This is a genomic window from Streptococcus mitis, assembly GCF_003942795.1.
Taxonomy (GTDB): domain Bacteria; phylum Bacillota; class Bacilli; order Lactobacillales; family Streptococcaceae; genus Streptococcus; species Streptococcus mitis_BJ.
On sequence record NZ_RJNY01000001.1, the window covers coordinates 85613 to 111323 of the forward strand.

The 25711-nt window shown below is 39.1% G+C and carries 23 protein-coding genes and 3 pseudogenes; 9 read left to right on the forward strand and 17 right to left on the reverse strand.

The window, feature by feature from the left end; genetic code table 11:
* Positions 1 to 134: 134 nt before the first annotated feature.
* The 3 genes from D8847_RS00440 to D8847_RS00450 all read right to left on the reverse strand — a co-directional run bounded on the left by D8847_RS00440 (position 135) and on the right by D8847_RS00450 (position 2582).
* A complete protein-coding gene (locus D8847_RS00440) occupies positions 135 to 446 on the reverse strand; it encodes a CHY zinc finger protein (RefSeq protein WP_125840233.1) in 312 nt (103 codons plus the stop codon).
* 14 nt (positions 447 to 460) lie between these two features.
* Complete coding sequence (locus D8847_RS00445; RefSeq protein WP_125840234.1) at positions 461 to 1747, reverse strand: peptidase U32 family protein; 1287 nt, start codon at positions 1745 to 1747, stop codon at positions 461 to 463.
* A gap of 136 nt (positions 1748 to 1883) precedes the next feature.
* Positions 1884 to 2582: a GntR family transcriptional regulator gene (locus D8847_RS00450; RefSeq protein WP_000936178.1), complete on the reverse strand. Its 699-nt coding sequence runs from the start codon at positions 2580 to 2582 to the stop codon at positions 1884 to 1886.
* Positions 2583 to 2722: 140 nt separating this feature from the next.
* On the opposite strand from D8847_RS00450, the gene guaA reads away from it, so the two are divergent.
* Positions 2723 to 4285 carry a glutamine-hydrolyzing GMP synthase gene (gene guaA / locus D8847_RS00455; protein ID WP_125840235.1) on the forward strand — a complete coding sequence of 521 codons (1563 nt, stop codon included), beginning with the start codon at positions 2723 to 2725 and terminating at the stop codon, positions 4283 to 4285.
* Positions 4286 to 4582: 297 nt separating this feature from the next.
* Here guaA and D8847_RS00460 read toward each other — a convergent pair whose 3' ends face one another.
* The 3 genes and pseudogenes from D8847_RS00460 to D8847_RS00470 all read right to left on the reverse strand — a co-directional run bounded on the left by D8847_RS00460 (position 4583) and on the right by D8847_RS00470 (position 7404).
* Positions 4583 to 5530 (reverse strand): hypothetical protein, encoded by a 948-nt coding sequence (locus D8847_RS00460; protein WP_260467749.1) that lies wholly within the window; start codon positions 5528 to 5530, stop codon positions 4583 to 4585.
* A gap of 82 nt (positions 5531 to 5612) precedes the next feature.
* Positions 5613 to 5837: pseudogene (locus D8847_RS00465) on the reverse strand (type IIL restriction-modification enzyme MmeI); the annotation flags it as partial.
* Positions 5838 to 6063: 226 nt separating this feature from the next.
* Complete coding sequence (locus D8847_RS00470; RefSeq protein ID WP_125840236.1) at positions 6064 to 7404, reverse strand: hypothetical protein; 1341 nt, start codon at positions 7402 to 7404, stop codon at positions 6064 to 6066.
* 287 nt (positions 7405 to 7691) lie between these two features.
* On the opposite strand from D8847_RS00470, the pseudogene D8847_RS00475 reads away from it, so the two are divergent.
* From D8847_RS00475 to D8847_RS00505, 7 genes and pseudogenes are all read left to right on the forward strand, one after another.
* Positions 7692 to 8177: pseudogene (locus tag D8847_RS00475) on the forward strand (XRE family transcriptional regulator).
* A 146-nt stretch (positions 8178 to 8323) separates the two neighbouring features.
* Positions 8324 to 8644, forward strand: a complete 321-nt coding sequence (locus D8847_RS00480) for a hypothetical protein (RefSeq protein WP_125441874.1) — start codon at positions 8324 to 8326, stop codon at positions 8642 to 8644.
* The gene (locus D8847_RS00485) at positions 8644 to 9729 is read left to right on the forward strand and encodes an AAA family ATPase (protein WP_125840237.1); all 1086 of its coding nucleotides are present in this window, start codon (positions 8644 to 8646) and stop codon (positions 9727 to 9729) included. The genes D8847_RS00480 and D8847_RS00485 overlap by 1 nt, the downstream gene beginning before the upstream one ends.
* Positions 9729 to 10340, forward strand: a complete 612-nt coding sequence (locus D8847_RS00490; protein WP_000592630.1) for a hypothetical protein — start codon at positions 9729 to 9731, stop codon at positions 10338 to 10340. Before D8847_RS00485 ends, D8847_RS00490 begins: the two co-directional genes overlap by 1 nt.
* 130 nt (positions 10341 to 10470) lie before the next feature.
* A complete protein-coding gene (locus tag D8847_RS00495) occupies positions 10471 to 11067 on the forward strand; it encodes a replication protein (protein ID WP_125840238.1) in 597 nt (198 codons plus the stop codon).
* Positions 11060 to 11263 carry a DUF3173 domain-containing protein gene (locus D8847_RS00500; protein ID WP_125840239.1) on the forward strand — a complete coding sequence of 68 codons (204 nt, stop codon included), beginning with the start codon at positions 11060 to 11062 and terminating at the stop codon, positions 11261 to 11263. Before D8847_RS00495 ends, D8847_RS00500 begins: the two co-directional genes overlap by 8 nt.
* A gap of 14 nt (positions 11264 to 11277) precedes the next feature.
* Positions 11278 to 12511 (forward strand): annotated as a pseudogene (locus D8847_RS00505) (tyrosine-type recombinase/integrase).
* 146 nt (positions 12512 to 12657) lie between these two features.
* Here D8847_RS00505 and ffh read toward each other — a convergent pair.
* The 4 genes from ffh to D8847_RS00525 form a co-directional block, all read right to left on the reverse strand.
* Positions 12658 to 14229, reverse strand: coding sequence for a signal recognition particle protein (ffh, locus tag D8847_RS00510; RefSeq protein WP_125840240.1), 1572 nt, complete (start codon positions 14227 to 14229; stop codon positions 12658 to 12660).
* Between the two features lie 11 nt (positions 14230 to 14240).
* On the reverse strand, positions 14241 to 14573 hold the full coding sequence (locus tag D8847_RS00515) for a putative DNA-binding protein (RefSeq protein WP_125840241.1): 333 nt from the start codon (positions 14571 to 14573) through the stop codon (positions 14241 to 14243).
* A gap of 141 nt (positions 14574 to 14714) precedes the next feature.
* Positions 14715 to 15911 carry an elongation factor Tu gene (gene tuf / locus D8847_RS00520; protein WP_009730078.1) on the reverse strand — a complete coding sequence of 399 codons (1197 nt, stop codon included), beginning with the start codon at positions 15909 to 15911 and terminating at the stop codon, positions 14715 to 14717.
* A gap of 227 nt (positions 15912 to 16138) precedes the next feature.
* Positions 16139 to 17248, reverse strand: coding sequence for an AI-2E family transporter (locus tag D8847_RS00525; protein ID WP_125840242.1), 1110 nt, complete (start codon positions 17246 to 17248; stop codon positions 16139 to 16141).
* A gap of 103 nt (positions 17249 to 17351) precedes the next feature.
* Here D8847_RS00525 and pbp3 point away from each other — a divergent pair, with 103 nt between their 5' ends.
* The gene (pbp3, locus tag D8847_RS00530) at positions 17352 to 18587 is read left to right on the forward strand and encodes a D-alanyl-D-alanine carboxypeptidase PBP3 (protein ID WP_033605658.1); all 1236 of its coding nucleotides are present in this window, start codon (positions 17352 to 17354) and stop codon (positions 18585 to 18587) included.
* Between the two features lie 35 nt (positions 18588 to 18622).
* On the opposite strand, the gene sdbB is transcribed toward pbp3, so the two are convergent.
* The 7 genes from sdbB to pyk form a co-directional block, all read right to left on the reverse strand.
* Positions 18623 to 19168, reverse strand: a complete 546-nt coding sequence (gene sdbB / locus D8847_RS00535) for a thiol-disulfide oxidoreductase-associated lipoprotein SdbB (protein ID WP_125840243.1) — start codon at positions 19166 to 19168, stop codon at positions 18623 to 18625.
* A gap of 12 nt (positions 19169 to 19180) precedes the next feature.
* A complete protein-coding gene (ccdA2, locus tag D8847_RS00540) occupies positions 19181 to 19888 on the reverse strand; it encodes a thiol-disulfide oxidoreductase-associated membrane protein CcdA2 (RefSeq protein ID WP_002875594.1) in 708 nt (235 codons plus the stop codon).
* A gap of 124 nt (positions 19889 to 20012) precedes the next feature.
* On the reverse strand, positions 20013 to 20873 hold the full coding sequence (locus D8847_RS00545; RefSeq protein ID WP_125840244.1) for a methionyl aminopeptidase: 861 nt from the start codon (positions 20871 to 20873) through the stop codon (positions 20013 to 20015).
* Positions 20874 to 20888: 15 nt separating this feature from the next.
* Entirely contained in the window at positions 20889 to 22166 is a 1278-nt protein-coding gene (spxR, locus tag D8847_RS00550; RefSeq protein ID WP_125840245.1) for a CBS-HotDog domain-containing transcription factor SpxR, read from the reverse strand.
* A complete protein-coding gene (locus tag D8847_RS00555) occupies positions 22159 to 22710 on the reverse strand; it encodes a GNAT family N-acetyltransferase (protein ID WP_125840246.1) in 552 nt (183 codons plus the stop codon). The genes spxR and D8847_RS00555 overlap by 8 nt, the downstream gene beginning before the upstream one ends.
* A gap of 15 nt (positions 22711 to 22725) precedes the next feature.
* Entirely contained in the window at positions 22726 to 23985 is a 1260-nt protein-coding gene (locus D8847_RS00560) for a UDP-N-acetylglucosamine 1-carboxyvinyltransferase (RefSeq protein ID WP_125840247.1), read from the reverse strand.
* Between the two features lie 159 nt (positions 23986 to 24144).
* Positions 24145 to 25650 (reverse strand): pyruvate kinase, encoded by a 1506-nt coding sequence (gene pyk, locus D8847_RS00565; RefSeq protein ID WP_125840248.1) that lies wholly within the window; start codon positions 25648 to 25650, stop codon positions 24145 to 24147.
* Positions 25651 to 25711: the final 61 nt, after the last annotated feature.

The following is a 25711-nucleotide window of genomic DNA, read 5'->3' on the forward strand; positions in this document are numbered from 1 at the left end:
TTATTTCTATTTTTGCTATTTTTATACCACTGTATAGATAAGTTTCTCATTTTATGATGAAATGTGTCTCCACTTTTTCTATATTTTCCGAAATAAATTGAAAAATCCAAGTTTAGAACTTGGATAGATCCATTTTATCTGAAATAGTAGGAATAGTGTTGTTTACACCCTGGATTAAATGGAGCACTGCAGTAAGGACAAGTCATCTGTTTTTGGTATTCTTGAAAAGTCATTGTCCTCTTACAAGCCCCACATAAAATCGGTCGATCCTCAGAAAGCGCCAAGGGGTAGGGTGAAAACAAATGCGTTTCGATAGCATTGTGGCACTGATAGCAAGCATAATATTTTTTACACTCATAGCACTGAAGAGAAACGATGTCCTTTTCATTATGATAATGAATACATCTGCTTTCATTATCTACCAACAAACCTTGTGCTTGATTCATTCACTTTTCCTTCTTTAAGCACGAACTGTGACGCTGGTTCCATCTTCCTTATAGAGATTGATAAGACCTTCCTTGAGAGCGCGGACCATGTCCCCTGCCTGAACAGGTTGGGGAACCTTGATTGTCAAGAGTTCCATTGGATTTGGAGCACGGTCAATTTTATTTCCTTTAGAATCGTGAAGATTTTCGATATAGGTTTCAAAATGACGGAAACCTGGTCCGTAAAACTCAACTTGATCGCCTTCGTTGATGACATTCCGTTGACGAATGGTTGCCGTTTGAGTCGCATCATCATACGCAACCACTTCAGCGACAAACTTATATTCAGGAATTTTACGACGAGCGCCAAATAACTGTTCGTTTTCTGTAGGTGTACCATAGTAGAAACCTGTTGCCAATTCACGTTGGGCAACCTTCCACATCTCGTCTACCAAGTCCTGTTTGATGGCTTCAAATTTTTCTGGGCTTTCAAGGTAAGCATCCACAGCCGCCTTGTAACAGTTGGTTACTGTTGAAACATAGTGGATTGACTTCATACGACCTTCAATTTTTAGACTATCTACACCATTTTCAATCATATCTGGGATATGGTCAATCATAGACATGTCAACGGCTGACATTGAAAATTCTTCTGGAATTTCACCTTTAAGACTCTTACGTTCTTGACCAAAGGGCATATCGTAGAGGTCATATTTCCAACGGCAAGACTGAGAACAACCTCCACGGTTGGCATCACGCATACTCATGTGGTTTGAGAGCGTACAGCGACCTGAGTAAGAAATACACATGGCTCCGTGGACAAAGGCTTCAATTTCTACATCTGTACGTTTGCGAATTTCTGCCAATTCTTCCATTGAAACCTCACGGGCCAAAACCACACGTGTCAATCCTAGTTCTTTCCAGAACTCAAGAGTTTCATAGTTCGTCGCACTGGCTTGAGTAGAGAGGTGAATTTCAAGACCTGGCGCTCCAGTTGCTGCAATCATAATCAAGGCCGGATCTGACACGATAACTGCGGCAATCCCGATGTCACGCAACTTACGGAACCATTCTCCAGCACCAGCTTCGTTTCCTTCGTGCATAACCATGTTAGCAGCCACATAGACCTTGGCACCGTACTTAGCTGCAAACTGCACGCCTTCTTCCATCTGTTCAAAGGTGAAGTTTCCTGCACGGCTACGAAGACCATAGGCTTGCCCACCGATAAAGACAGCATCCGCACCATATTGGACAGCTACTTTCAGCTTCTCTAAAGTTCCTGCAGGTGATAAAACCTCAGGACGTTTTAATGTTTTTGTCATTTTTTCTCCTATTTGCAATATAAAAGTTTGACGTTTTTCCTTCTCATTTTATAGTAAATAATAGATAAAATCAAGCCTAGACAGATTGTTTTGACAATTCTAATCTTTTCTAAAACAAAAAACTAGCCTTTCTAGACTAGTTATTTTCAAGATAAAATTCAAAGCGTTCACCAACGTATTGACTCTTTACATACTCGAAAGCCGTCCCATCTTCAAGATAAGAGACCTGAGTCAAGGCTAAAATGGCATGCCCCTTTTCGACTTCTAGATAGTGAGCAATTTTTTCCTTAGCCAATCTTGCATAAATGGTCTGTTGGGATTTGCCAATCCGGTAGCCATGTTGCTGCAAGGTTTGGAAGAAATGACTGGTGATTTCTTCTTTTTTGAAATCCTTGATAAATTTCTCAGGAATGGATGCGACTTCATAGACTAGCGGAACTTGGTCAGCGTAACGCACCCGTTCCATACGGATAATATTCTCTGTCGGAGTAATCCCTAGCTTAGCGACCTCTTGCTCATTTGGAATGGTTCTTCTGTAAGAAATGAGTTGGCTGGAAGGTACTTTCCCCTGAGATTTGACAATCTCCGTAAAACTAGTCGTTCCCCGCATTTTTTCTTGGACACGAGTGCTAGAGACAAAAGTCCCACTTCCTACACGACGCTCCAAAACTCCTTCCTCAACCAAGAGGGAGATAGCTTGGCGTAATGTCATCCGGCTAACCTGAAACTGTTCCGCTAAATCTCGCTCACTTGGAAGTCTCTCTCCAATTTTCCAATGATGCTCATCTATATCCTTCTTAATCTGATCGTGGATTTTCATATAAGCTGGTAACATGATTCTCACTTCTTTTCTTTATTTTCTCCATTGTACCGTATTTGCTAATAAAAAGTCAAACTTTGCCTTGTTTAGTTGGTAATTCGCCCCTATTTGTGATAAAATATTGAAAAAGATATTTCTTTTGAGAAAGGAAAAAGATGAGCAACATTTCAACTGATTTGCAAGATGTCGAAAAAATCATCGTGCTGGACTATGGTAGCCAATACAACCAGCTGATTTCACGCCGTATTCGTGAAATTGGTGTTTTTTCTGAGCTAAAAAGTCACAAAATCTCAGCTGCAGAGGTTCGTGCGATTAACCCTGTAGGGATCATCCTCTCTGGTGGACCAAACTCTGTATACGAAGATGGTTCATTTGATATTGACCCAGAAATTTTTGAACTTGGCATTCCAATTTTAGGAATCTGCTATGGTATGCAACTTTTAACTCATAAACTTGGAGGAAAAGTTGTCCCTGCTAGTGATGCTGGTAACCGCGAGTATGGCCAATCACCACTTACCCATACCACTTCTGCCCTCTTTGAAGGAACTCCTGAAGAACAGATTGTTTTGATGAGCCATGGCGATGCGGTTACAGAGATTCCAGCTGATTTCGTTCGTACTGGAACTTCTGCTGACTGTCCTTATGCAGCTATTGAAAACCCTGACAAGCACATCTATGGTATCCAATTCCACCCAGAAGTTCGCCATTCTGTATACGGAAATGATATCCTTCGCAACTTTGCCCTTAACATCTGTCAAGCTAAAGGCGACTGGTCAATGGACAACTTTATCGATATGCAGATCAAGAAAATCCGTGAAACTGTTGGAGACAAACGTGTTCTTCTCGGTCTATCAGGTGGTGTTGACTCTTCTGTTGTTGGAGTTCTTCTTCAAAAAGCAATCGGTGATCAATTGATCTGTATATTTGTAGACCACGGTCTTCTCCGTAAGGGAGAAGCTGACCAAGTTATGGACATGCTTGGTGGTAAGTTTGGTTTGAATATCGTTAAAGCAGATGCTGCAAAACGCTTCCTTGATAAACTTGCAGGTGTTTCTGACCCTGAACAAAAACGGAAGATTATTGGTAACGAATTTGTTTATGTATTTGATGACGAAGCAAGCAAGCTAAAAGATGTAAAATTCCTTGCTCAAGGAACGCTTTACACTGACGTAATTGAGTCTGGTACAGATACTGCTCAAACCATCAAATCACACCACAATGTTGGTGGTCTTCCAGACGACATGCAGTTTGAATTGATTGAACCACTCAATACTCTCTATAAAGACGAAGTCCGTGCCCTTGGTACAGAACTTGGTATGCCGGACCACATCGTATGGCGTCAACCATTCCCAGGGCCAGGACTTGCTATCCGTGTCATGGGTGAAATCACTGAAGAAAAATTAGAAACTGTTCGTGAGTCAGATGCTATCCTGCGTGAAGAAATCGCTAAAGCTGGTCTGGACCGCGATATCTGGCAATACTTCACTGTCAACACAGGCGTTCGTTCAGTCGGTGTTATGGGTGATGGTCGTACTTATGACTACACAATCGCCATTCGTGCTATCACTTCTATCGATGGTATGACAGCAGACTTTGCTAAAATTCCTTGGGAAGTCCTTCAAAAGATTTCAGTACGAATCGTAAATGAAGTGGATCACGTTAACCGTATCGTCTACGATATTACAAGTAAACCACCTGCAACTGTTGAGTGGGAGTAAAATATAAGAGTAACTTTGGCTAAGAAACCTTAATTTAACAGCATTTGAATTGTTTTAATTGGTCTTAAAAATGGGGTGAATTCATTTGAATTGTCTCCAAAGTGTCTCCAAAAGAAGTTCGATTTATGAACTTCTTTTTTATTTCATTTTGACAGAGGTATCCAAGAGGCAGGTATTTACACCTGCCTCTTTTTTTATGTAGCTTTAACATTAGTATTTATTTCCCGAGATAATTTCAAAAATATCTAATCCTTGTTCGATTTGCTCGTTTAATTTTTTTACTTTTTGTGTCGCAATTTACTTATAATCATCTAAAGGAATTTTTTTTAATGAAAAATCGTTATAAAAATAGTTGTCTAATTTTTCTTTTTGTTTATTGCTTAACTCTCTAGAAAATATGATGTGAATCAAAGAATAACCTTCTAATCTAATTCTTTCCACTACACTATGTTTAATGTATTCTCCAGACTTAGAAATGTAAAAGTTATCAATTTCCTTCATTTCAATTTTTCTTATAGAACTACTGAATGCTGGGGCATCTATTTTATAGTGAAAAATGTATATTGGTTGTGTAGGTATAGTTTCCCAAACTCTATTACTAGGCAGAGAAAGTAACTTTTTTTCTGATTTTTCAATAAGCTGTTTATAATAAACTATATCACTTTCACGCTCCTCAGCTTTTAGGATTATGCTATTTCGAGGAAGAATTTGGCTAACATTTTTATTTTGCTTCATTACTGAGTAATAGATGTCAATTCCTGCATCATACGCTTCTCTTGCATCACGTTCTCGATATATACTGAGTTCAATATCGTAATGTTTGTAATTGTCACAGCATAATGCCATTAAAATGTATGATGAAAGTGTATAAGTTGCTCCTCCATAGTGGTCTTGTTCATGAAAATATCCTAAATTCAAATCCTTAAGGAATACATCTATTTTACCAAGATCTAATTCGTAAAGATTTTTTCCTTTATCTTCAATGGGTACAAATTTATGAGAAGAAATTTTTATGTCTCTATCAGCTATAAGGTAGTTGAGACTACCGCCGTTTTTTAATAAATAAGTAATATTCTCATACGTTTGGTAATCGTAACCTATGTTTTCTTTTCCATTGTCAACAAACAATATTGGAGAATCTGACATTTTAGTTAATGCAAGTTCCTTTACATTCGTATATGAAACGGATTCTAGTTTTTCTTTTTTCTGATTCAGTCTATCTTTAATCCAGTTGGTTATGTACATTGTCCACCTCGCTACACCCCTTACCCTTAACCAGTATGTCCAGTCTTAGGGAGATTATTTTTCTTTAATAAGTTCTTCATATTTGCTCAATCAAGACTTTAGTCTTTTCAATATAGCCATCAATGAAACTGGTATGGTCAAGCATAACCTTATCTTCAAAAGTGATATACTCAGTTGGCTTTTCAATGCCATAAACTGACTGCAAAAGGTCAAGCCAAAAAGGCTGTGAATCTTGTCGTTCATTCCCTCTATCTTTCCAACGTGCAACAAACTCATTTGCTTGATTCTTCTGTTCCTTTAGTGTCATCACAGTCTTGTTAGACTGATCACTGTTCCCCTTATCTAACATCACATACCTCACATATTTCATCAGCAAAAGGGATTTAATAGTTATTTAGTATATTGTGTGAGCAATGCACTAAAGGGTACTCCTTTACCAATTTTTCATATTCACTCTATTATACCATTTAAGGATAAAAATTCAGTCTTCAATAATTTTTTAGACATATCCAAAAAACTTTGAGACATAAAACTCAAAGTTTTTTATTTCTCCTATCTCTAAACCATTCCATTTGCTCTCGTTCTTCTTTTGCTAAATAGCTATTAGGATGCTTTTTGATGTATAATCTCCTTCTAAGATGTTCGTTCCATCGGTCTGCTTGTTTTTCACTGTCTAGTATCAATGGCTTTAATTCAGCGGAGTCACCAGAGGAAAAATAAGCTAATATTTCATTCCCTTTTTGATATTTTTTGATATACCCAAGATAGTTACCACCCCAGTGATTACTGTCTTCATGTTTACTCTGTAAAACAGTCATTTCCTCAAAAACTCTGTCAATCAATTTGGATATCCTAGTAACATGGAGCAAATCCGAATATTCATCTGTTAGTTCTTCTTTTGCATTGAGAGCCTCAAGCTCGTCTAAAAAATTATCATCCCAAGAAGAGCTATAAATTCCTAATAATTTCGAAGATTCAAATTCAATAATTCTCTTCTTATATCCCTGAGCTTCTTTTTGAATAGCAACCATAGATTCAATACTATGATATTCAAATCCTTCTCTCTCATTTATAAATTGCTCAAACTTGTCTTTCAACACCTCCTCATAAAACAAAGATAAAACTCTTTCAATCTTTGCCAATCTATTCTCCCCCTCCTGCCTACTCGGGAAGGATGAATTATAAAAACTTACAAAGTATTCTATATCCAATGTAAAGATATCTTCAAAAGAATTCCCATGTGTACCAAATCTTTCACTGGCTCTAAAAATACCTGTCATAAGTAATTCCCAGTTATCCTTAACAAGAAGGCTATACACCTTTTTAGTATCTTTGACATTTTGCTTTATTTTCTCAAACACAATATTTAATGGGACATAACCTAAAACAATTCTCCATAAGTTTTCATCATATTTTTCATACAAAATATCTAGCATCAATGCTGTTGGAAAAAACGTCTCCATTGTACGCTGTTCCGACTCACTTCCGAAAAAAATTTCGTCATATGATTTGAACATCATATTTCGTTTTCTAAAGTTGATTTGTTCTTCTTCATTTAATCCAAAGCCGGTATCGGTTGGACTAATTTTACAATTATTGTAAATTGCCCTAACTGCTGAATTGGTAAATAAATGAGGATTTTTTTTATTTATTTTTCCTCCTCGAATTTGTCCAATTAAAGGGGCATTTTTTGAATATATTTCTTCATTTGACAACTTGCTGTATTTTGGATTCTGTTTTTTCTTTTTACCATGTTCCCAATAGTATTCCCGAGAAGATACTTCTTTACGTTCTCTATTTATCTCTCTCACTTTACAATCTAACCGAAGGGAAGCAATATCGAGCAAGTATTTCTTAGTATTCTTGAACTTCATACAAAACCTGGTATTTCTTTCATTAAAATAAATTATTTATGCCTAAATTATACCACGTTTTTTGACTTTATAATAATATCAGGGATATTTATATCTCAAAAAATAAAAAGTCCAAAAGCTGGCCAGCAAAGGACGGATTGAAACAATATGATTACTATGCGTGCGGTAAAGGTTTAGTTTTGCATATTACTGTTTCACCGTTTCTTTTTTGTGCCATTCTTGCATCTACTCGGTAACTGTAATAGCTCATTTGTTTCTTTCCGTCTGAGGACAGGAAAGGACAACTTATGCTAAAAGCTAAAGTTAAAACTCTCTATTGTGAATTACTTGGTCAAGCTATCAAACAAGAATTGATTGAGCAAGGTAAAGCTCAGAACAGTATCTTTTATTATAATTTTGATGAACCTATAGAAATCTCTGCTCCTGCCGTTAGTCAAATCCTAAGAGGTAAACGAAATATTACCTTAGACACTGTAGATGCCTTGTAAGAAACACTAAATCTTCCTAATGTAAAGAGTGTTTTCTTCCCTAGTATTGACTTTTGCAAGTTGCTCATTACTCAATTGACAGAACTTATTCTTTCTGAAGGACACGATTCCACAAAGCATCTTTTCAAATCCAAAAAGAAAGGTATTCAACAAAATCTCTCAACCTTGGCAACTGACTTATATGATTTCTTCCCTGATTTTCCAAAGGAAGAAACATCTTACCAAATTGCTGATAGCCTAGTTGAATGGTTAATCGAATTCGTCTCACTCGTAGCACAACTTTGAGTGCTACACTTTCAAAAATCTTGAAATCAAGAAAAGTTTAAAACGTCTATCATAGATATGTACTTAGCTAAGACAGTCCAGCTCACGACTCAAACTGAGCACGTTCCCCTAACAAAACAATTAAGCCATAAAGGAGGATAAAACCCATGACAATTAAAACCAAACACAAGAAAGATGGCTACTCAGCCACAACTGCAACGGAATATGTCATTCCTACTAAACCGATTCACAGTTTAAGCACTGAGCTTGAACCCCAACAACTCTTTGAAGATGGAAAGCCAACCGGTGAGATTATCGCCTACAAGGCAACCTTTGTTCAAGAAGGGCTTGAACCTTTCCAAGTAAAATTTGAAGACAAGGTCAAACTTCCTGAATTTCTAAGCTTGATTGAATTTGAAAATCTCCAAGCCGTTGAGGTTCGCTACAATGTCTACTTCAAAGCTGACGGTATCAAGGAGGTCAAATAATGGCAACTAAAGCAGATACTGTCCTGCAATCTTACTTGCTCCAGAGCCTCAACATGGCTCTTGGGGCTCTGATGCAGGGGGAAACAAGCTACACCAATAGCTTCAATATTGTCATTCAAGAGGGTGGCTTCATCTTCATCCCTAGGCTTCCTTGTGCCTACATCCTAGATGATGAACTCTATAACAAAATCTTCTTGATTGCTAACGCTTCCTTGTACCCTCACTATACACTTCTGAAACAGAATGCCACTTACTTTATCCCTCTCAAGACAGATGACATTCATGTTCAGCGTGGACGCTTCTTCCCTTGGAACGTGGGTATCTCAAAACGTTTGGTCATCCCTGACCTTGACAAGTACACATCCAACCTACCAAAGAATCAGATTCCAATTATGGAAAATTTTACTCTCAATCTTGATAAGGTGAACCACATGGCTATCTGTGGAAACTCGGGCTCAGGGAAAAGTTATGCCCTTACCTACCTGCTCTCCGTTCTCAAAAATCAGAGCGACCTCATCATCGTAGACCCTAAGTTTGATTCCCCAAGTCGTTGGGCTCGCGAACACAAAATCGCAGTCATTCATCCCGTGGAGAACCGTTCTAAGTCTGATTTCGTTTCAGAGGTCAATGAGCGTTTAAGTCAATGCCTAAATCTGATTCAACAACGTCAAGCAATTCTATATGACAATCCCCGTCATGAATTCGCACATCTCACAATTGTCATAGACGAGGTACTGGCTCTTTCAGAGGGAGTCAATAAGGCAATCAAGGAATCTTTTTTCTCTCTTTTGTCACAAATTACTCTACTTGGACGGGCTACAAAAATTCACTTGCTCTTAGTAAGCCAGCGATTTGACCACACCACGATTCCAGTATCAGTAAGGGAACAGCTTAATGTTCTAATTCAGATTGGAAATATAAATAGCAAATCTGTTCAATTTTTGTTTCCTGACCTAAATCCTGAAGGTATTGTTATTCCGACTGGACACGGCACTGGCTTGATACAGGTCATTGACAATGAGCATCCCTATCAGGTACTCCCACTACTTTGTCCTACATACTACACAACGGAAGGTATTCTCTAATGATAAAAAAATCATTCTTCATGAGGACTTACAACCTCAACATCTACTTGATTCTCTTTTCACTTATAACAGGATTTCTTGGATGGTCATTAGACTTTCTAGCGAGCACTATTGCCCTAACGCTTCCTATCGCCCTTGACCTTTCGCAAGTCAGTAGCTATCTAACAATGGGAAGCCAATACTCTTATACGGTTATGAGCTACTTACTAGGTGCATTGTTTGCATCCGTTACGCTTGAAATCATGAATCGTGTTCGATTTGATAATCTTTTCAACTATTTCAAATCCATCTACCACACTTTCAAGCTCCGTAATTTCCTGACACAACGTGAAAAATCAGAGAAAGTCACAAAAATAGATAACCAAACCATTACAACCCACAACCCAATCAACGGCAGCTTCAATCGTTGTGCTCGTAAGAGTGTTGTAGACATCCAAAAAGATGAAGTCAGAGTATTCATTAAAGTCCCAAGAGACCAGCAGGGGCAAAAAGTCTTGAGTGATATGACTTCCCAACTAAAAGAGGAAGTATCTAGTCAGCATCCTGACTACTACTTCTCTGCACCTAATCGGGGTCGCAATAACCTTTGGTTAGTTGGTAAAAAACGGTAAAAGAGGGGGCTATGGCTTGCGTTTAGCAGTAGCCAAATAGCTCCCTTCTTTTCTATTGACCAAGATAAATGGGGGTTACTACGACCCCCCATTTATCCAATAATCAGTAATCACAGAAATGAGGTGAAAAATGGCAAAAGAACAACGTTCTAGCAAGTGGACATTCTTATTCTACAAAGAGAGCGCCCCTGCAGACTATCTTGTAATTCTTGAAGAATTGCATATTCCCTTTATCTTGAGCCCGTGGCACGATAAAGACATCAATCGCCAAACAGGAGAATTGAAAAAGGCTCACAAACACGGAGCATTCTTCTTCGATTCACTCAAGAGCTACAAACAAGTATCTGAACTAATCAAAGATAAGCTGAACGGCCCTTCTCACGTGGAAGTTGTCCAATCTCCAAAAGGACTCTTTGACTACTTTACCCACGCTGAGAATAAGGATAAAACGCAATATGATCTGAATGATATTGAGGTAGGCTGTGGATTTAACCTTGATAAGTTCCTTGTAGAGATGAACTCAGATGACTTCATGCAAGAGGTGGTGGATATCATTGAACAGAATGACTTCACTGAGTTTGAAGAGCTAGTATGGTATGCACGTGCGAATTATACTCCCCTTCTTGGGCTCATCATTGAACGTACCTACTTCTTTGCTAAGTATCTTGATTCTCGGCGTTGCAATCCTCAGCGTAACAATATCAAGAAGGAGGAAGAAAATGAATAGTAAAAATCTGTTGAATATTACTTCTGATGATTTGGTTAAACTAGGCTACGCAAAAGCTACAGCTCAACAAATTATTAGACAAACTAAGTTGAATATGGTACAACAAGGGTATACCATTTACAACAATAGACGATTAGGAACTGTTCCAATCGAAGCTGTTGAGGAGATTCTTGGCTTTAAGTTACTGAACGAATAGAAAGTAGGTAATTTATGGCTAAAACAAACTTCCAAGATGTGTATATTGATGATAAAGGTCAATTCTACTATGAAGTTAGCCTAGGTAACGATAAAATCACTGGTAAACGTATCAAGAAAAAGTCTCGTAAAGACCCAAATGGTAAAAAATTCACTACTGCAAAAGAAGCCTATACAGAAGCGATTAGGGTCAAAAATGACTATCTTCAGTCAGATGGATACTCTAATTACGATATGACTTATGAGCAGTTCATGAATACAGTTTATTTACCTTACTATCAGTCAGAAGTAAGCGAACATACTTATGCAACACGTCAGCCGTCCTTAAAAATTGTTTTCAATCGATTTGGGAAGAAAAAACTCAAAGACATAACTGTTCGTGAAGTTCAGAACTTTAGAACATGGCTATTAGCTAAAAATGGTGGTAATTATTCGCAAGCCTATGCAGGTCTTACTTTTGGAACTTTTAGAAAGTCATTGGATTTCGCTGTTGATATGCAATATCTACAGAAGAATGTTTCAATGAAAGTAAAATCTATTCCAAAAGGGAAAAGTATCGCTGAGTATTGGACAAAAAACGACTTTGAAGAAGTTATTAGCAATATCTGCATTTCTGATTTCTATGAGCATTTATGCTTTGTTATGCTTTGTTATGCTGTGGCTCTACTTCTGTACCGGGATGCGTGTGAACGAAGGAACAGCAATCTGGTGGAACGATATTGATTTTGAGAAAAAAGAGCTCAGAGTGGCTCATATGCTGATTATGACTAATAAGAATAATTGGCAAAGACAGAACCACACTAAAACAGATGCTGGTCTCCGTATCGTTACTTTAGATGATGATACCATCCAAATCTTGAAAGCATGGAAAGAACGTCAATCTGAACTTGGAAAAGTAAGTTTTGTTTTAAGTTACGATGGTAACCCTATGCTTAAATCAACCATTTCAAGAATCATTAAGCGTTATGCCAAATTAGCAAATGTCCCATTGATTCAAGCAAAAGGTTTACGACATTCTCACGCATCCTACCTTATTAACGAGCTTAACGCATCGGTGCTGATCGTTTCAAAACGACTAGGACACTCAAGTCCAGAGATCACTTTGAAGCACTATGCTCATATGTGGTCAGGAGTTGATAAGGAACTGGCTAATGAAATGACTGGATTAATCAATATACAACACGCTAAAAATACAAAAGTTAATTTCAATGGAAATCAAGCAATACTGAGAGAGTCTCCAAAATCATAACCACACGCTAAAAACACTGTTATATAAACGATTTGACGACCTTATTTAGTCGTTGAGTGGGAATAAACCAATCAAACACAAAAGAACTCTGAATCGGATTCAGAGTTCTTTTTATATGTAGGGAAAGCATTCCTGCTGTCCTTTTTTTATTTGCGTTTCTTCTTCGCTTTTTTCATTTTGTTGGCCATACGTTTCATAGACTGCTTCATTGCAAATTCACCGATTTTACCTTTGAGTCCGCCACCAAACATCTGGCTCATATCTGGCATGCCTGCTCCTCCGAGACCCGACATATCCGGCATGCCACCTTGTCCCATCATGCCTTCAAGGGCAGACATATCCATTCCTCCCATATTTGGCATATTTTTAGGAAGGTTGTTTGGATTGATTCCCATCTGCTTCATCATCTTGTTCATATCTCCAGACATGACACCTTGCATGAGCTGTTTAGCCTGGTTAAAGTCCTTGATGAATTTATTAACTTCGACAAAGGTATTTCCAGAACCTGCAGCGATACGACGGCGACGGCTTGGATTTAACAGATCAGGATTTTCACGCTCTTCAGGTGTCATAGAAGATACAATGGCACGTTTACGCGCAATCTGGCGCTCATCCATCTTCATGTTTTGAAGGGCAGGGTTGTTAGCCATACCTGGAATCATCTTGAGCAAGTCTTCCATTGATCCCATATTTTGCACCTGATCCAATTGGTCAATGAAATCATTGAAATCAAAGGTGTTTTCACGCATCTTCTCAGCCATTTCAAGAGCTTTTTGCTCATCGTATTCCTGAGAAGCTTTCTCAATCAAGGTCAGCATATCCCCCATGCCAAGGATACGGCTTGACATACGGTCTGGGTGGAAGGTTTCGATATCTGTAATCTTTTCACCCGTACCAGTGAACTTGATAGGTTTACCAGTGATGTGGCGAACAGACAAAGCCGCACCACCACGAGTATCCCCATCAATCTTGGTAAGGATAACACCAGTCACTTCTAACTGAGCATTAAACTCACGGGCAACATTAGCCGCTTCCTGACCAATCATGGCGTCCACTACGAGTAGAATTTCGTTTGGTTGGGCCAATGCTTTTACGTCACGAAGCTCATTCATTAAGAGCTCATCAATCTGTAAACGACCTGCCGTATCGATCAAGACATAGTCGTTGTGATTGGCTTGTGCTTGCTCCAAACCTTGACGAACAATCTCAACAGCTGGAACCTCTGTTCCAAGTGCAAAGACAGGAACATCAATTTGTTGTCCAAGTGTTTTCAACTGATCGATGGCTGCTGGACGATAAATATCTGCCGCAATCATCAAAGGACGAGCATTTTCTTCCTTCTTGAGTTTATTAGCCAGCTTACCAGCAAATGTTGTTTTACCAGCCCCCTGCAAACCGACCATCATGATAATGGTTGGAATTTTTGGTGACTTGATAATCTCTGCCGTATCGGAACCTAAAACAGCTGTCAGTTCCTCATCAACGATTTTGATAATCTGTTGGGCAGGATTGAGGGTATCAATGACATCGTGCCCTACTGCACGCTCACGAACCTTCTTGATAAAGTCCTTTACAACAGGCAAAGCAACGTCAGCTTCCAGCAAGGCCAAACGAATCTCTTTGGTCGCTTCTTGGACATCAGCCTCAGAAATTTTTCCTTTTTTACGTAGATTTTTAAAAACGTTCTGCAAACGTTCTGTTAAACTTTCAAATGCCATTTTTCTTCCTCTTATTCTCTATTATCAATGCTTGTTAAAACTTCTATCTGCCCCTGCAGAAAGTCATCCTTGGGATAGCGCTCCAAGATCTGGTCAAAAATCTGACTGCGGACAATGTAGTCCGAATACATGTGCAATTTCATCTCATAATCTTCTAGAATCTTTTCTGTCCGCTTGATATTATCATAAACAGCTTGACGACTGACACCGAACTCTTCAGCAATCTCAGCAAGACTGTAGTCATCAGCATAGTAGAGTTCAATATAGTTCATCTGCTTGTCTGTCAAAAGCGCAGCATAAAATTCAAAAAGCGCATTCATACGATTGGTTTTTTCGATTTCCATAACTTTTATTATACCAAAAAAACGATTATACTGCTAGAGTAGGAGCACTTTAAATAGATCAAGAATAAAAAAAGAACCTTGCAAGGCAAGATTCTTTTAGTGTCTGACTTAAATAATTGTTCTTCTGGGAACTTAATCGAATTAAGCTTCGATTTCTGTAACCATACCTGAACCAACAGTACGTCCACCCTCACGGATAGAGAATGTAGTACCTTGTTCTACGGCGATTGGGTGGATCAACTCAACGTCGATAGTCACGTTATCACCAGGCATTACCATTTCAGTACCTGCCGGAAGTTCGATTGAACCTGTAACGTCAGTAGTACGGAAGTAGAATTGTGGGCGGTAGTTGTTGAAGAATGGAGTGTGACGTCCACCTTCTTCTTTAGTAAGGATGTAGACTTCACCTTTGAATTTAGTGTGTGGGTTGATTGAACCTGGTTTAGCGATAACTTGTCCACGTTCGATTTCGTCACGTTGAATACCACGAAGAAGTACACCTACGTTATCTCCGGCAAGACCTTCATCAAGTTGTTTACGGAACATTTCAACACCAGTAACAACTGCTTTTTGAGTTTCGTCTTTGATACCAACGATTTCGATTTCGTCGTTGACACGAACAGTACCACGGTCGATACGTCCTGAAGCAACAGTACCACGTCCAGTGATTGAGAATACGTCTTCGACTGGGAGAAGCAATGGTTTATCTGTATCACGTTCTGGTTCTGGGATGTACTCATCAACAGTATCCATCAATTCCATGATGATATCTTCGTATTTAGTATCACCTTCAAGTGCTTTAAGAGCTGAACCTTGGATAACTGGAAGATCGTCACCTGGGAAGTCGTATTCTGACAAGAGGTCACGGATTTCCATTTCAACCAATTCAAGCAATTCTTCGTCGTCTACCAAGTCAATTTTGTTCATGAAGACGATAAGGTGTTTAACACCAACTTGACGTGAAAGAAGGATGTGTTCACGAGTTTGTGGCATTGGTCCGTCAGTTGAAGCTACTACAAGGATAGCTCCGTCCATTTGAGCGGCACCAGTGATCATGTTTTTAACGTAATCCGCGTGTCCTGGAGCGTCGATGTGAGCATAGTGACGTTTTGCAGTTTCATATTCAACGTGCGCAGTGTTGATAGTGATACCGCGTTCGCGTTCTTCTGGAGCAGCATCGATAGACGCATAGTCTTTAGGTTGGTTAACTGCTGAAGGCAAGCGACGTGCCAAAACAGTTGTGATAGCTGCAGTCAAAGTAGTTTTACCGTGGTCAACGTGTCCGATAGTACCAATGTTAACGTGTGGTTTACTACGATCGTATTTTTCTTTTGCCATTTGAGTAAAAGCCTCCAATAAAATATATTTTATAGATAGACAGTAGGCAATACAGTCTAACTTTCCTTACTATTTTATCAAATTTCTGCTAAATTGCAAGTGTTTTACACATATTTTATGAATTAATCTGAATCTTACAAAGTGCTGTTCTTCTGCTTCTTTATACAATTCAAGCTTATTTCATTCTAGCGGTATTATGCTCACAAAAAAATCAGGTTCCCCTGATTCTAAATAGATTCTGATTTTTCCAGTTCTTTAGCTTCCTTATGATTTTCATATAATTTCGCCAAAAACTTAGTGATTTCTTTGAGAATAGAGTAAGTTGGCACTGCTACAATCATCCCTATAACGCCGTAGATATTACTTGACAGTAAGAGGAGCACCAAAATCGTAATCGGATGCACTTTCATAACCCCTCCAACGATACGTGGATAGAGAACATTTCCGTCAATCTGTTGAATAATAAGCATATAAGCAACCGCAATCAACATACGATGAGGATCCGTGAACACATTGGCAATCACCATTGGAATCAAGCCAATACTTGGACCAACATAAGGAATCAAATTTGCGATTCCAGAGAAAATAGCAAAAACTAGGGCGTACTTTAATCCGATAACGCTATAACCAATATAGGCTAAACATCCGATAATAACGGCATCAATTGCAATTCCACTGATGTAGCGCGCTATAGTTGCATTGAGATTGGTCAAGAGGCTAGAGAGATTTAATTTGTCATGTTTTAAGACAGTTCGTTCCAACATAGGCAGCAACTTATGTCCATCTAACAAGAAATAAATCAAGAAGACGGGGGTCATAATGAGAATCAGAACCGTGCTAAACAAGGCTGAAAGGACGCTTCCTAAACTGTTGCTGACGCTATTAAGAATATTCTGTAGGATATCCACATAGGAGAGATTTAACTGTTGAATTGTTTGTTGAATATCAATATTTTGGAAGACTGGATTCATGGACAAATCAATGATCAAATCTTGTAGTCTACTATAGATGTTTTGACTAGAAATAATCAAGCTTGTCAACTGATTGATCAAAATCGGCAAGAGATAAACGACCCCTACAACGATAACGCCAATTAAGGCACAAAGAGTGACCAAGACACCAATTAGACGATTGATTTTACATCTCTTTTCTAAGAAAGTAACGATTGGATTGGTAATGTAGTAAAAAAATCCACCTAACAAAAATGGAATCATGATGGTATTCACAACTGTCACGAAAGGAGTAATAATCGCTCCCATCTCTCTCCAAAGATAGAAAATCAATGTTAATAATAAAATTTCAGCTGTCCAAAAAAATAATTTGTTTCTACGGAACATAGGCATCCTCCTCTATTTATTTTATCATATTTCTTCAAAAGATAAGATGGCTTTAGTATAAAATCGAGAATATTTTTTTTCTTTATGATAAAATAAAGCTAATATGAAAAAAATAATTCTATCTTTTATAACACTTTTTGTTTTTGGAACAGTTTCTACTGTTTCTGCTCAGGAGTTTGATGTTGCTGCTAAACATGCCATTGCTGTCGAGGCTACAACTGGAAAGATCCTCTACGAAAAAGATGCAAATCAGCCTGTAGAAATTGCTTCTATTACGAAACTGGTTACAGTTTATTTGGTCTATGAAGCTCTGGAACAAGGAACTATCAGCCTATCTACACCTGTCGATATTTCGGACTATCCTTACAAACTTACAACTAATTCTGAGGCGAGTAACGTCCCTATGGAAGCTCGAAATTATACTGTTGAACAACTATTAGAGGCTACAATGGTATCCAGTGCAAACAGCGCTGCGATTGCGCTAGCAGAAAAAATTGCTGGTTCTGAGAAAGATTTCGTTGATAAGATGAGGGCTAAACTTCTTGAATGGGGAATTCAAGATGCAACTATTGTAAACACAACTGGTTTAAATAATGAGACCCTTGGTGATAATATCTATCCTGGTTCTAAAAAAGATGATGAAAACAAGTTGAGTGCCTACGACGTTGCAATCGTCGCTCGTAATCTCATCCGAGATTATCCTCAAGTTTTGGAAATCACCAAAAAGCCAACTTCTACTTTTGCTGGACTTGAAATCCACTCAACCAACTATATGTTGGAAGGAATGCCAGCCTATCGTGGTGGTGTCGACGGTTTGAAAACAGGTACTACCGACAAAGCCGGTGCTTCTTTCGTTGGAACAACTGTTGAGAAAGGGATGCGTATCATTACGGTTGTTTTAAATGCAGACCAGCAAGATAGCAACCCTTATGCACGTTTTACTGCAACTTCTTCACTTTTAGATTATGTTTCTGCAAACTTTGCTTTAAAAACTGTCGTTCAGAAAGGCGAAACCTATAAAGATAGCAAAGTGACAGTCCTTGATGGGAAAGAAGATAAGGTAGCTGCAATTGCTAAGTCAGATATTTCAATCGTCCAACGAGTTGGAAGTGAAACAACATCAGCTCTTCAATTCACACCAAAATCAGAAATAGCTCCACTGGAAGAAGGCAAGGTTGTCGGTACTCTAACCTATGACGATCAGGATTTGGTCGGTCAAGGTTATCTCACTTCTGAAAAACCTTCTTTTGAAATGGTCGCTGAAAAGAAAGTAGAAAAAGCCTTCTTTTTGAAGGTTTGGTGGAATCAATTTATCCGCTTTATCAATGAAAAACTATAAAAAAAATCGCGAACAATCGCGATTTTTTCTTTATTTTATTTCATTTCTTTAAATGCTGCTTCCGCATCTGCATTGCTAATAGCACCGAACTGAATTTTCCCGATTTTACCTTGACTGTCAATCAAGTATTCCGTTGGAATACTACGAATTTGGTAGGCTTGAAAGGCAGTTGCTTGGGTATCATACAAGACTGGTATATCCTTATACCCTTGCTCTTGAAACCATTTTGGAAAGTCTTGAACTGTTTTTTCACCTTGTAAACCAGGTGCAATGACACTCAAGATTTCAAAGTCTCGATCTTGTTTGGCAGCTAATTCCATCAGCTCGGGCATGCTTTTTTTACATGGTCCACACCAAGAAGCCCAGAATTTTAAATAGACCTTTTTCCCTTTAAAGTCTGATAACTTTACTTCTTTGCCATCCATAGACTGCAAGGTAAAGTCTGGTGCATCCTTACCGACTGCGATTTGTTGTACAGCGGGTTGTTTTGGACTGCTTGTCTGTTTGGTTTCTTTTTCACCACAGGCAATCAACAAGAATAGAGACATGAGGCTCAATCCAGCAAAAATAACTTTTTTCATCTTTTTCTCCTTTTATCCAAGAATTCCTGATAAGGCATTTAACTGCCCTAGCATTAATAATAATCCCATCAAAATAATCAAAGCTCCCCCGATTTTCTTTAGTAGAATCATATGGGGTTTTAATTTACTAAAATAGGGCATAATCCAGCCCGAAGCCAAGGCCAAAACAATGAAAGGAAGGGCCATTCCCAATGTGTATACTAATGTTAACACGGCTCCTTGCCAAGCACCATTGCCACCTGAAGCTGCTAGGGCCAAGACTGAACTTAAGACTGGTCCGATACATGGGGTCCAACCAAAACTAAAGGTTATCCCAAGTAAAAAGGCTGACAGATAGTGATTCGACTTGGACTGTTTGAAGGTGACTGTCTTTTGAACCTCCAGTTTGTTGAAATGCAAGATTTCCATCTGATGAAGTCCTAAAAGAATAATAACTATCCCCATAGCATAACGAAACCAGTCCGCATAGAGCATGTGCCCTAGGAATCCAGCTCCAAATCCTAAAATAAAGAAAATGAGGGAGATTCCTGCAATAAAGCACAAGGTCCGAATTAAACCTGACCATGCAACGTCTCTTCCAAAAAAGCGAAAGCTTTTCGAATTTCCCTGATCATCCAGTAAAATACCAGCATAGACAGGTAGCAAAGGAAAGATGCAGGGTGAAAAGAAGGACAGGATACCTGCTAAAAAAACGGATACTAGAAATATAATCGACTCCAACGAATTACCTACTTTCTCAAAATTCTAATCCTATTTTACTACAAAAGAATAAATTTGTAAGAAGTCTGCTACGCTTATTGATTTTGACTAAATTTGACACAAAAAGGAGCTAAGCTCCTTTATTTTAATACGTTCCTTCTTCACCTTGACTAGTCAAGATAACAGGGCCGTCTTTGGTAATCACGAACTGGTGTTCATATTGACAAGATAGGCCCCCATCGATGGTTTTATGAGCCCAGCCAGTCTTCATATCTGTATCAATTTCCCAGTCTCCAGTATTGATCATGGGTTCAATGGTTAGTACCATTCCTTCACGGAGACGGAGTCCACGGCCTGCAATGCCGTAGTTAGGAACCATTGGCTCCTCGTGCATAGTTGGACCAACACCATGTCCAACCAAATCACGTACAACCCCGTAACCGCGACTTTCAGCGTATTCTTGAATGGCTGCACCAATATCACCGATACGATTGCCGACAACTGCTTGCTCAATTCCTACATACATAGCTTCCTTGGTTACGTCCATAAGGTTTTTCACTTCTTCAGACGGTGTACCAACCGCATAAGCCCAACATGAGTCAGCTAAACCACCAGTATAACTTTGGGTGTATTTTTTCATTTGCTCAACATTGTTAAAGTTGAGTTTAGATACATTGAGGTCGGATTTGGCAATCGGACCACCCAATACCATGTCAACCTTGAGCAAATCGCCATCTTTCAAGATGTAATGACGTGGGAAAGCGTGAGCTACTTCGTCATTGAGAGAGCAACAAGTGGCATAGGGGTAATCCATGACAGCACCATCCACACCAATCTGTAAAGGAAGGAAATTCTCCTCTTTACAACGTCGACGAACGTACTCTTCAACTTCCCACATATCCACGCCTGGCTTAATCAAATTACGTAAGCCGATATGGATACTTGCTAGGAAATCACCAGCCTTGTCCATGGCTTCGATTTCACGTGCTGATTTTAAAGTTATCATTTTTTCTCCTAGATTCTAATTAATTTTAACCGTAACATTTGCTTTTGAAACAATCTGATGACCATGATAAATATCATAATCAATAATAGCTGAGCGTCTCGTGTGGTGAATAATACGAGCCTGAATCCGCAGAGTATCATCTATCTGTACAGCCTGCAAGAAATAAATCAACATCTGTTCAATGATGAGATTACGTCCGCTATTCACAACTAGGTCTTGGGTCATATGGTTGAGGATTTCAGCCAAGACTCCATTAGCAAGGACCCCATTTTTCTCCAACATGAAGGGCTCAACAGTTATAACGACTTCATCATGATGATAAGAGAGTTTTTGCCCAATTTGCTCTGAGAAAGTTGGCAAGGCAGAAACTTGGGAACGGCTCATCTTTTCCATGACATCTCGTCGTGTTACGACACCAAGTAGGGTTTGGTTGCTTCTGACAACGGGAACCATCTCAAAGTCTTCTGCAATCATTCGTTGACTGACATTGGCAATATTGGTCGCCAATCCTGTTACGAAGATACTGCGCGTCATCACCTTGTCAATCGTCGTGCTGGGAGACTTGTCTCCTGCGTCACGCATAGTAACAACCCCAACAACCACTTGGTATTGGTTAACGACTGGAAAACGGCTACTTCTGTTCTTACGAACCAAGTCTAGATAGTCTTTGACTGTATCCGTTTCTCTCAAAAAACCATACTCATGACTGGGACGATAGAGCTTTTCAACTGTCAGAATGTCGGTTTTGATTTGAACATTTGAGAGGGCTTTGTTAATCATGGTCGCTACTGTAAAAGTATCATGTTTACTTCTCAGGACTGGAATATTTTTTTTATTGGCCAACTCAAGAACATCGTCCTGAACATGAAAACCACCTGTAACGAGGACCGCATTTTCATTTTCTAAGGCTAGAAGTTGAATACGAGTACGGTCACCTACGATCACAAGACCACCATCATGAAGATAGGACAGGATATTCTGCTCTGTCATGGCCCCAATGGAAAATTTGCTAAACTCTCTCTCTAGCCCTTCCTGGCCGGCTAAAACTTCAGAGGAGGTGACTTCAGCAATTTCAGCATAGGTTAGCCTCTCAATAGCCACTTTCTGGGACTTGACCCGTATGGTTCCACTACGTGGTCGAGTTTCAACGATGCCACGATTTTCAGCTTCTTTGATAGCTCGGTAGGCTGTTCCGTCACTAACACCTAGGTGATTGGAAATACTGCGAACACTAACTCTCTTCCCAATTGGCAACTCTTCCAGATAGGACAAAATTTCCTGGTGTTTACTCATTGAATTCTCCTTTTATGTATCGAAATTCAAGATAGTCCCTCATTTTTCGTGTATAGCGATCGCTTCCCTTAAACTGTCGGACGAGGCTAAAGCCCGATTTTAAGGCTACTTTTTGACTAGCTTGATTTTCCAAATGAGTGATGATGGATAATTGTTTTAAACCAAATTCATCAAATGAAAGCTGGCATAGCTTGGTAACCACTTCTGTCATAAAACCTTGTGACCAAGAATCCTTTTTTAAGAAGTAACCAATTTCTGCTTCTTTTTTGATTTCATCGATTTTTTCAAATTTAATAGAGCCAATCATTTCCTGATTTCCTTGGAGACAAATAGCCCAAACCCCTAGAGGATTCTTCATAAAATAGTTAGCAAGGGCGTACTGACTTTCTTCCAAACTTGCTTGACTGGGAAAAATAAACTGTAAATTCTCAGGGTTTGAAGCAATCTCGAAAAACGCTTGACTGTCACTAAAAAAGAAAGGACGCAAATACAAGCGCTCCGTTTCAAAAAAAGAAAACATTGCTAATTTGGTCCAAATATTCATAATCACCTCAACGGCTTAGTCTTCAACGAGTGTAATATCCGCTCCAAGACTACGCAATTTTTCAATAATATCTGAGTAGCCACGAAGGATAAACTCAATATTCGTAATTTCAGTCTGGCCTTGAGCCATCAAGCCAGCGATGACAAGTGCAGCACCAGCTCGCAAGTCTGTAGCCTTTACACTTGCCCCGTGTAACTTACGACCACCGTTATAAATAATGTGATCATTTGTAGTCGTAATATCTGCATCCATTTTTGCTAATTCAAAGACATGATTGACACGTTTCTCATAGATCGTATCAATAATGGTTCCACGACCTTGCGCGGTCAGCAATAGCGGAGTTATAGGCTGTTGCAAATCGGTTGCAAATCCAGGATAAGGAGCTGTTTTGATATTGATGGCCTTCAAATCAGACTGTTCTTCAACGAAGATACTGTCTTCTGAGACCGTCATATGAACGCCCATTTCCTCTAGTTTGGCGATAAAGCCTTCTAAATGTTCATAGAGAACGTTGTTAATGCGAATTCCTTTTCCTACCGCCGCAGCAAGTGAAATATAGGTCCCAGCTTCGATACGGTCTGGAATAACTTGGTGACGAGTATCATGAAGTTTCTCGACACCATCAATAATGATAATATCAGTCCCTGCACCACGAATATGAGCCCCCATGTTGTTCAAAAGGGTAGCAACATCGATAATTTCCGGTTCACGAGCAGCATTTTCAATGACAGTACGTCCCTTAGCTTTTACCGCAGCAATCATAGTGTTAATCGTTGCTCCAACGCTAACGGTATCCATGTAAATACTTGCGCCATGAAGTCCCTTACCTTGGGCAGATAAATTCATATTATCTCCCTCATAGCTGACCTTAGCACCCATGGCTTCAAAGGCTTTCAAGTGAAGGTCAATCGGACGAGGCCCCAGATCACATCCACCAGGAAGTCCAACTGTAGCTTCGCCAAAGCGACCTAAAAGACTTCCGTAGAAATAATAAGAAGCACGCAAGCTATTAATCTTACCATAAGGCATAGGAATGTTTTGAACGCCTCTTGGATCAATCTCCAAGACATCGTCATAACGCTTAACAGTTGCCCCCATAATCTCCATGATTTCGACAAGACTAGCAACGTCTGAAATGTCTGGAACACAATCTAAAGTGACAATATCATCTGATAAGATAATAGCTGGAATAAGTGCTACAACACTATTTTTAGCACCACTAATGGTGATCTCACCTTGCAATGGACGTCCACCATTGATGACAATTTTTCTCATGTTTTACTCTTTCAAAATTTACTAAAAAGGTCTTTTCGTTTTATTATACCATAATTTTCATTTTTTTCCCATTCTTATTGATTAAACATTCCATTTCGATAAAAAAAGGCCCATCACACAAGCGATAAAGCTTGATATGATAGGCTTTGTAATGTTAGATTAGCGTACAGTGCGGATGCGCATTGTGTTTGTACGAACAGCTTCTCCAACTGGTACACCTGCAACGATAACGATATCGTCACCAGATTGTACAAGACCTGCTTCAACTGCTTTACGTTCAGCAATTTCGAACATATCGTCAGTTGATGATGGAGCATCTGTCAACATTGGGATAACACCCCAGTTCAACATCAATCCACGTTCTGTCAATTCGTCAAATGTCAATGCCAAGATATCAGCATTTGGACGGTATTTAGAAATCAAACGTGCTGTGTGACCTGTCTTAGTAAGAGTTACAACCAATTTGATGTCCATTGAGTTTGTAGCATCTTTAACTGCTGAAGCCATAACTTCTGTCTTAGAGTTACGTTCGAAAGTATCTGAGTTCAAACGTCCGTATTCATTGAGAAGAGTTTGAGCGTTCTTGTCAATTGTAGCCATTGTTGTTACTGACTCAAGTGGATATTTACCGTTTGCAGACTCACCTGAAAGCATTGTTGCGTCAGTTCCGTCGATAACAGCGTTAAATACGTCTGATACTTCTGAACGAGTTGCACGTGGTTTTTCAGTCATTGTTTCAAGCATGTTTGTTGCTGTGATAACAACTTTACCTGCTGCGTTCACTTTAGTGATAATCATTTTTTGGTAAACTGGGACCATTTCGAATGGTACTTCGATACCCATATCACCACGAGCGATCATGATACCGTCAGCAGCTTCAATGATTTCATCCAAGTTTTCGATACCTTGTTGGTTTTCGATTTTAGCGAACAATTGAACGTGACCGTTACCAGTTTCTTCACAGATTGCACGAACTTCGTTAACGTCTTTTGCAGTACGGACGAATGAAATCGCGATGAAGTTAATACCTTGTTCAAGACCAAAGCGGATATCATCGTTATCACGTTCAGCAAGAGCTGGGAAAGGAATTTTAGTGTTTGGGATGTTTACACCTTTTTGCTTAGCAATGATACCGTCATTTTCAACGACTACTTCAAATTCACGAGTTGCATCGTCTTTTGAAAAAACACGAAGACCGAGTTTACCATCGTCAACCAAAACTTGGTGACCAACTTCAACATCATCGTAGATGTCAAGAGCACCAGCAACGTTCAAAGCAATCACTTCACGAGTTGATTTGATTCCTTGTTTAGTTGCAACACGGATTTTTTCACCAGTTTTGTATGAGTACTCTTTAGCTTCACCTTCGAACAATTCAGTACGGATTTCTGGTCCTTTAGTATCAAGAAGGAAACCAACTTTTTTACCTGCAAGTTTTTCTGCAAGTTTAACAGTTGCCATACGTTCACCTTGTTCTTGGTGGTCACCGTGTGAGAAGTTGAAACGGAAAGTGTTAGCTCCTGCTTCAATCAATTTAGCAATGTTTTTTGCTGAAGCTTCAACGTCAAGTTTTTCACCCCAGTATCCATCATCACCGAATTTTTTTCCACCACGGATTTCAACCGCAGGACCCAAAGTTGCAACGATTTTTACACGTTTATTCATGATTTGTGACTCCTTTATATAATTTGACCTTTTATGGTCATTTTACCAGATTAGTTAAAGT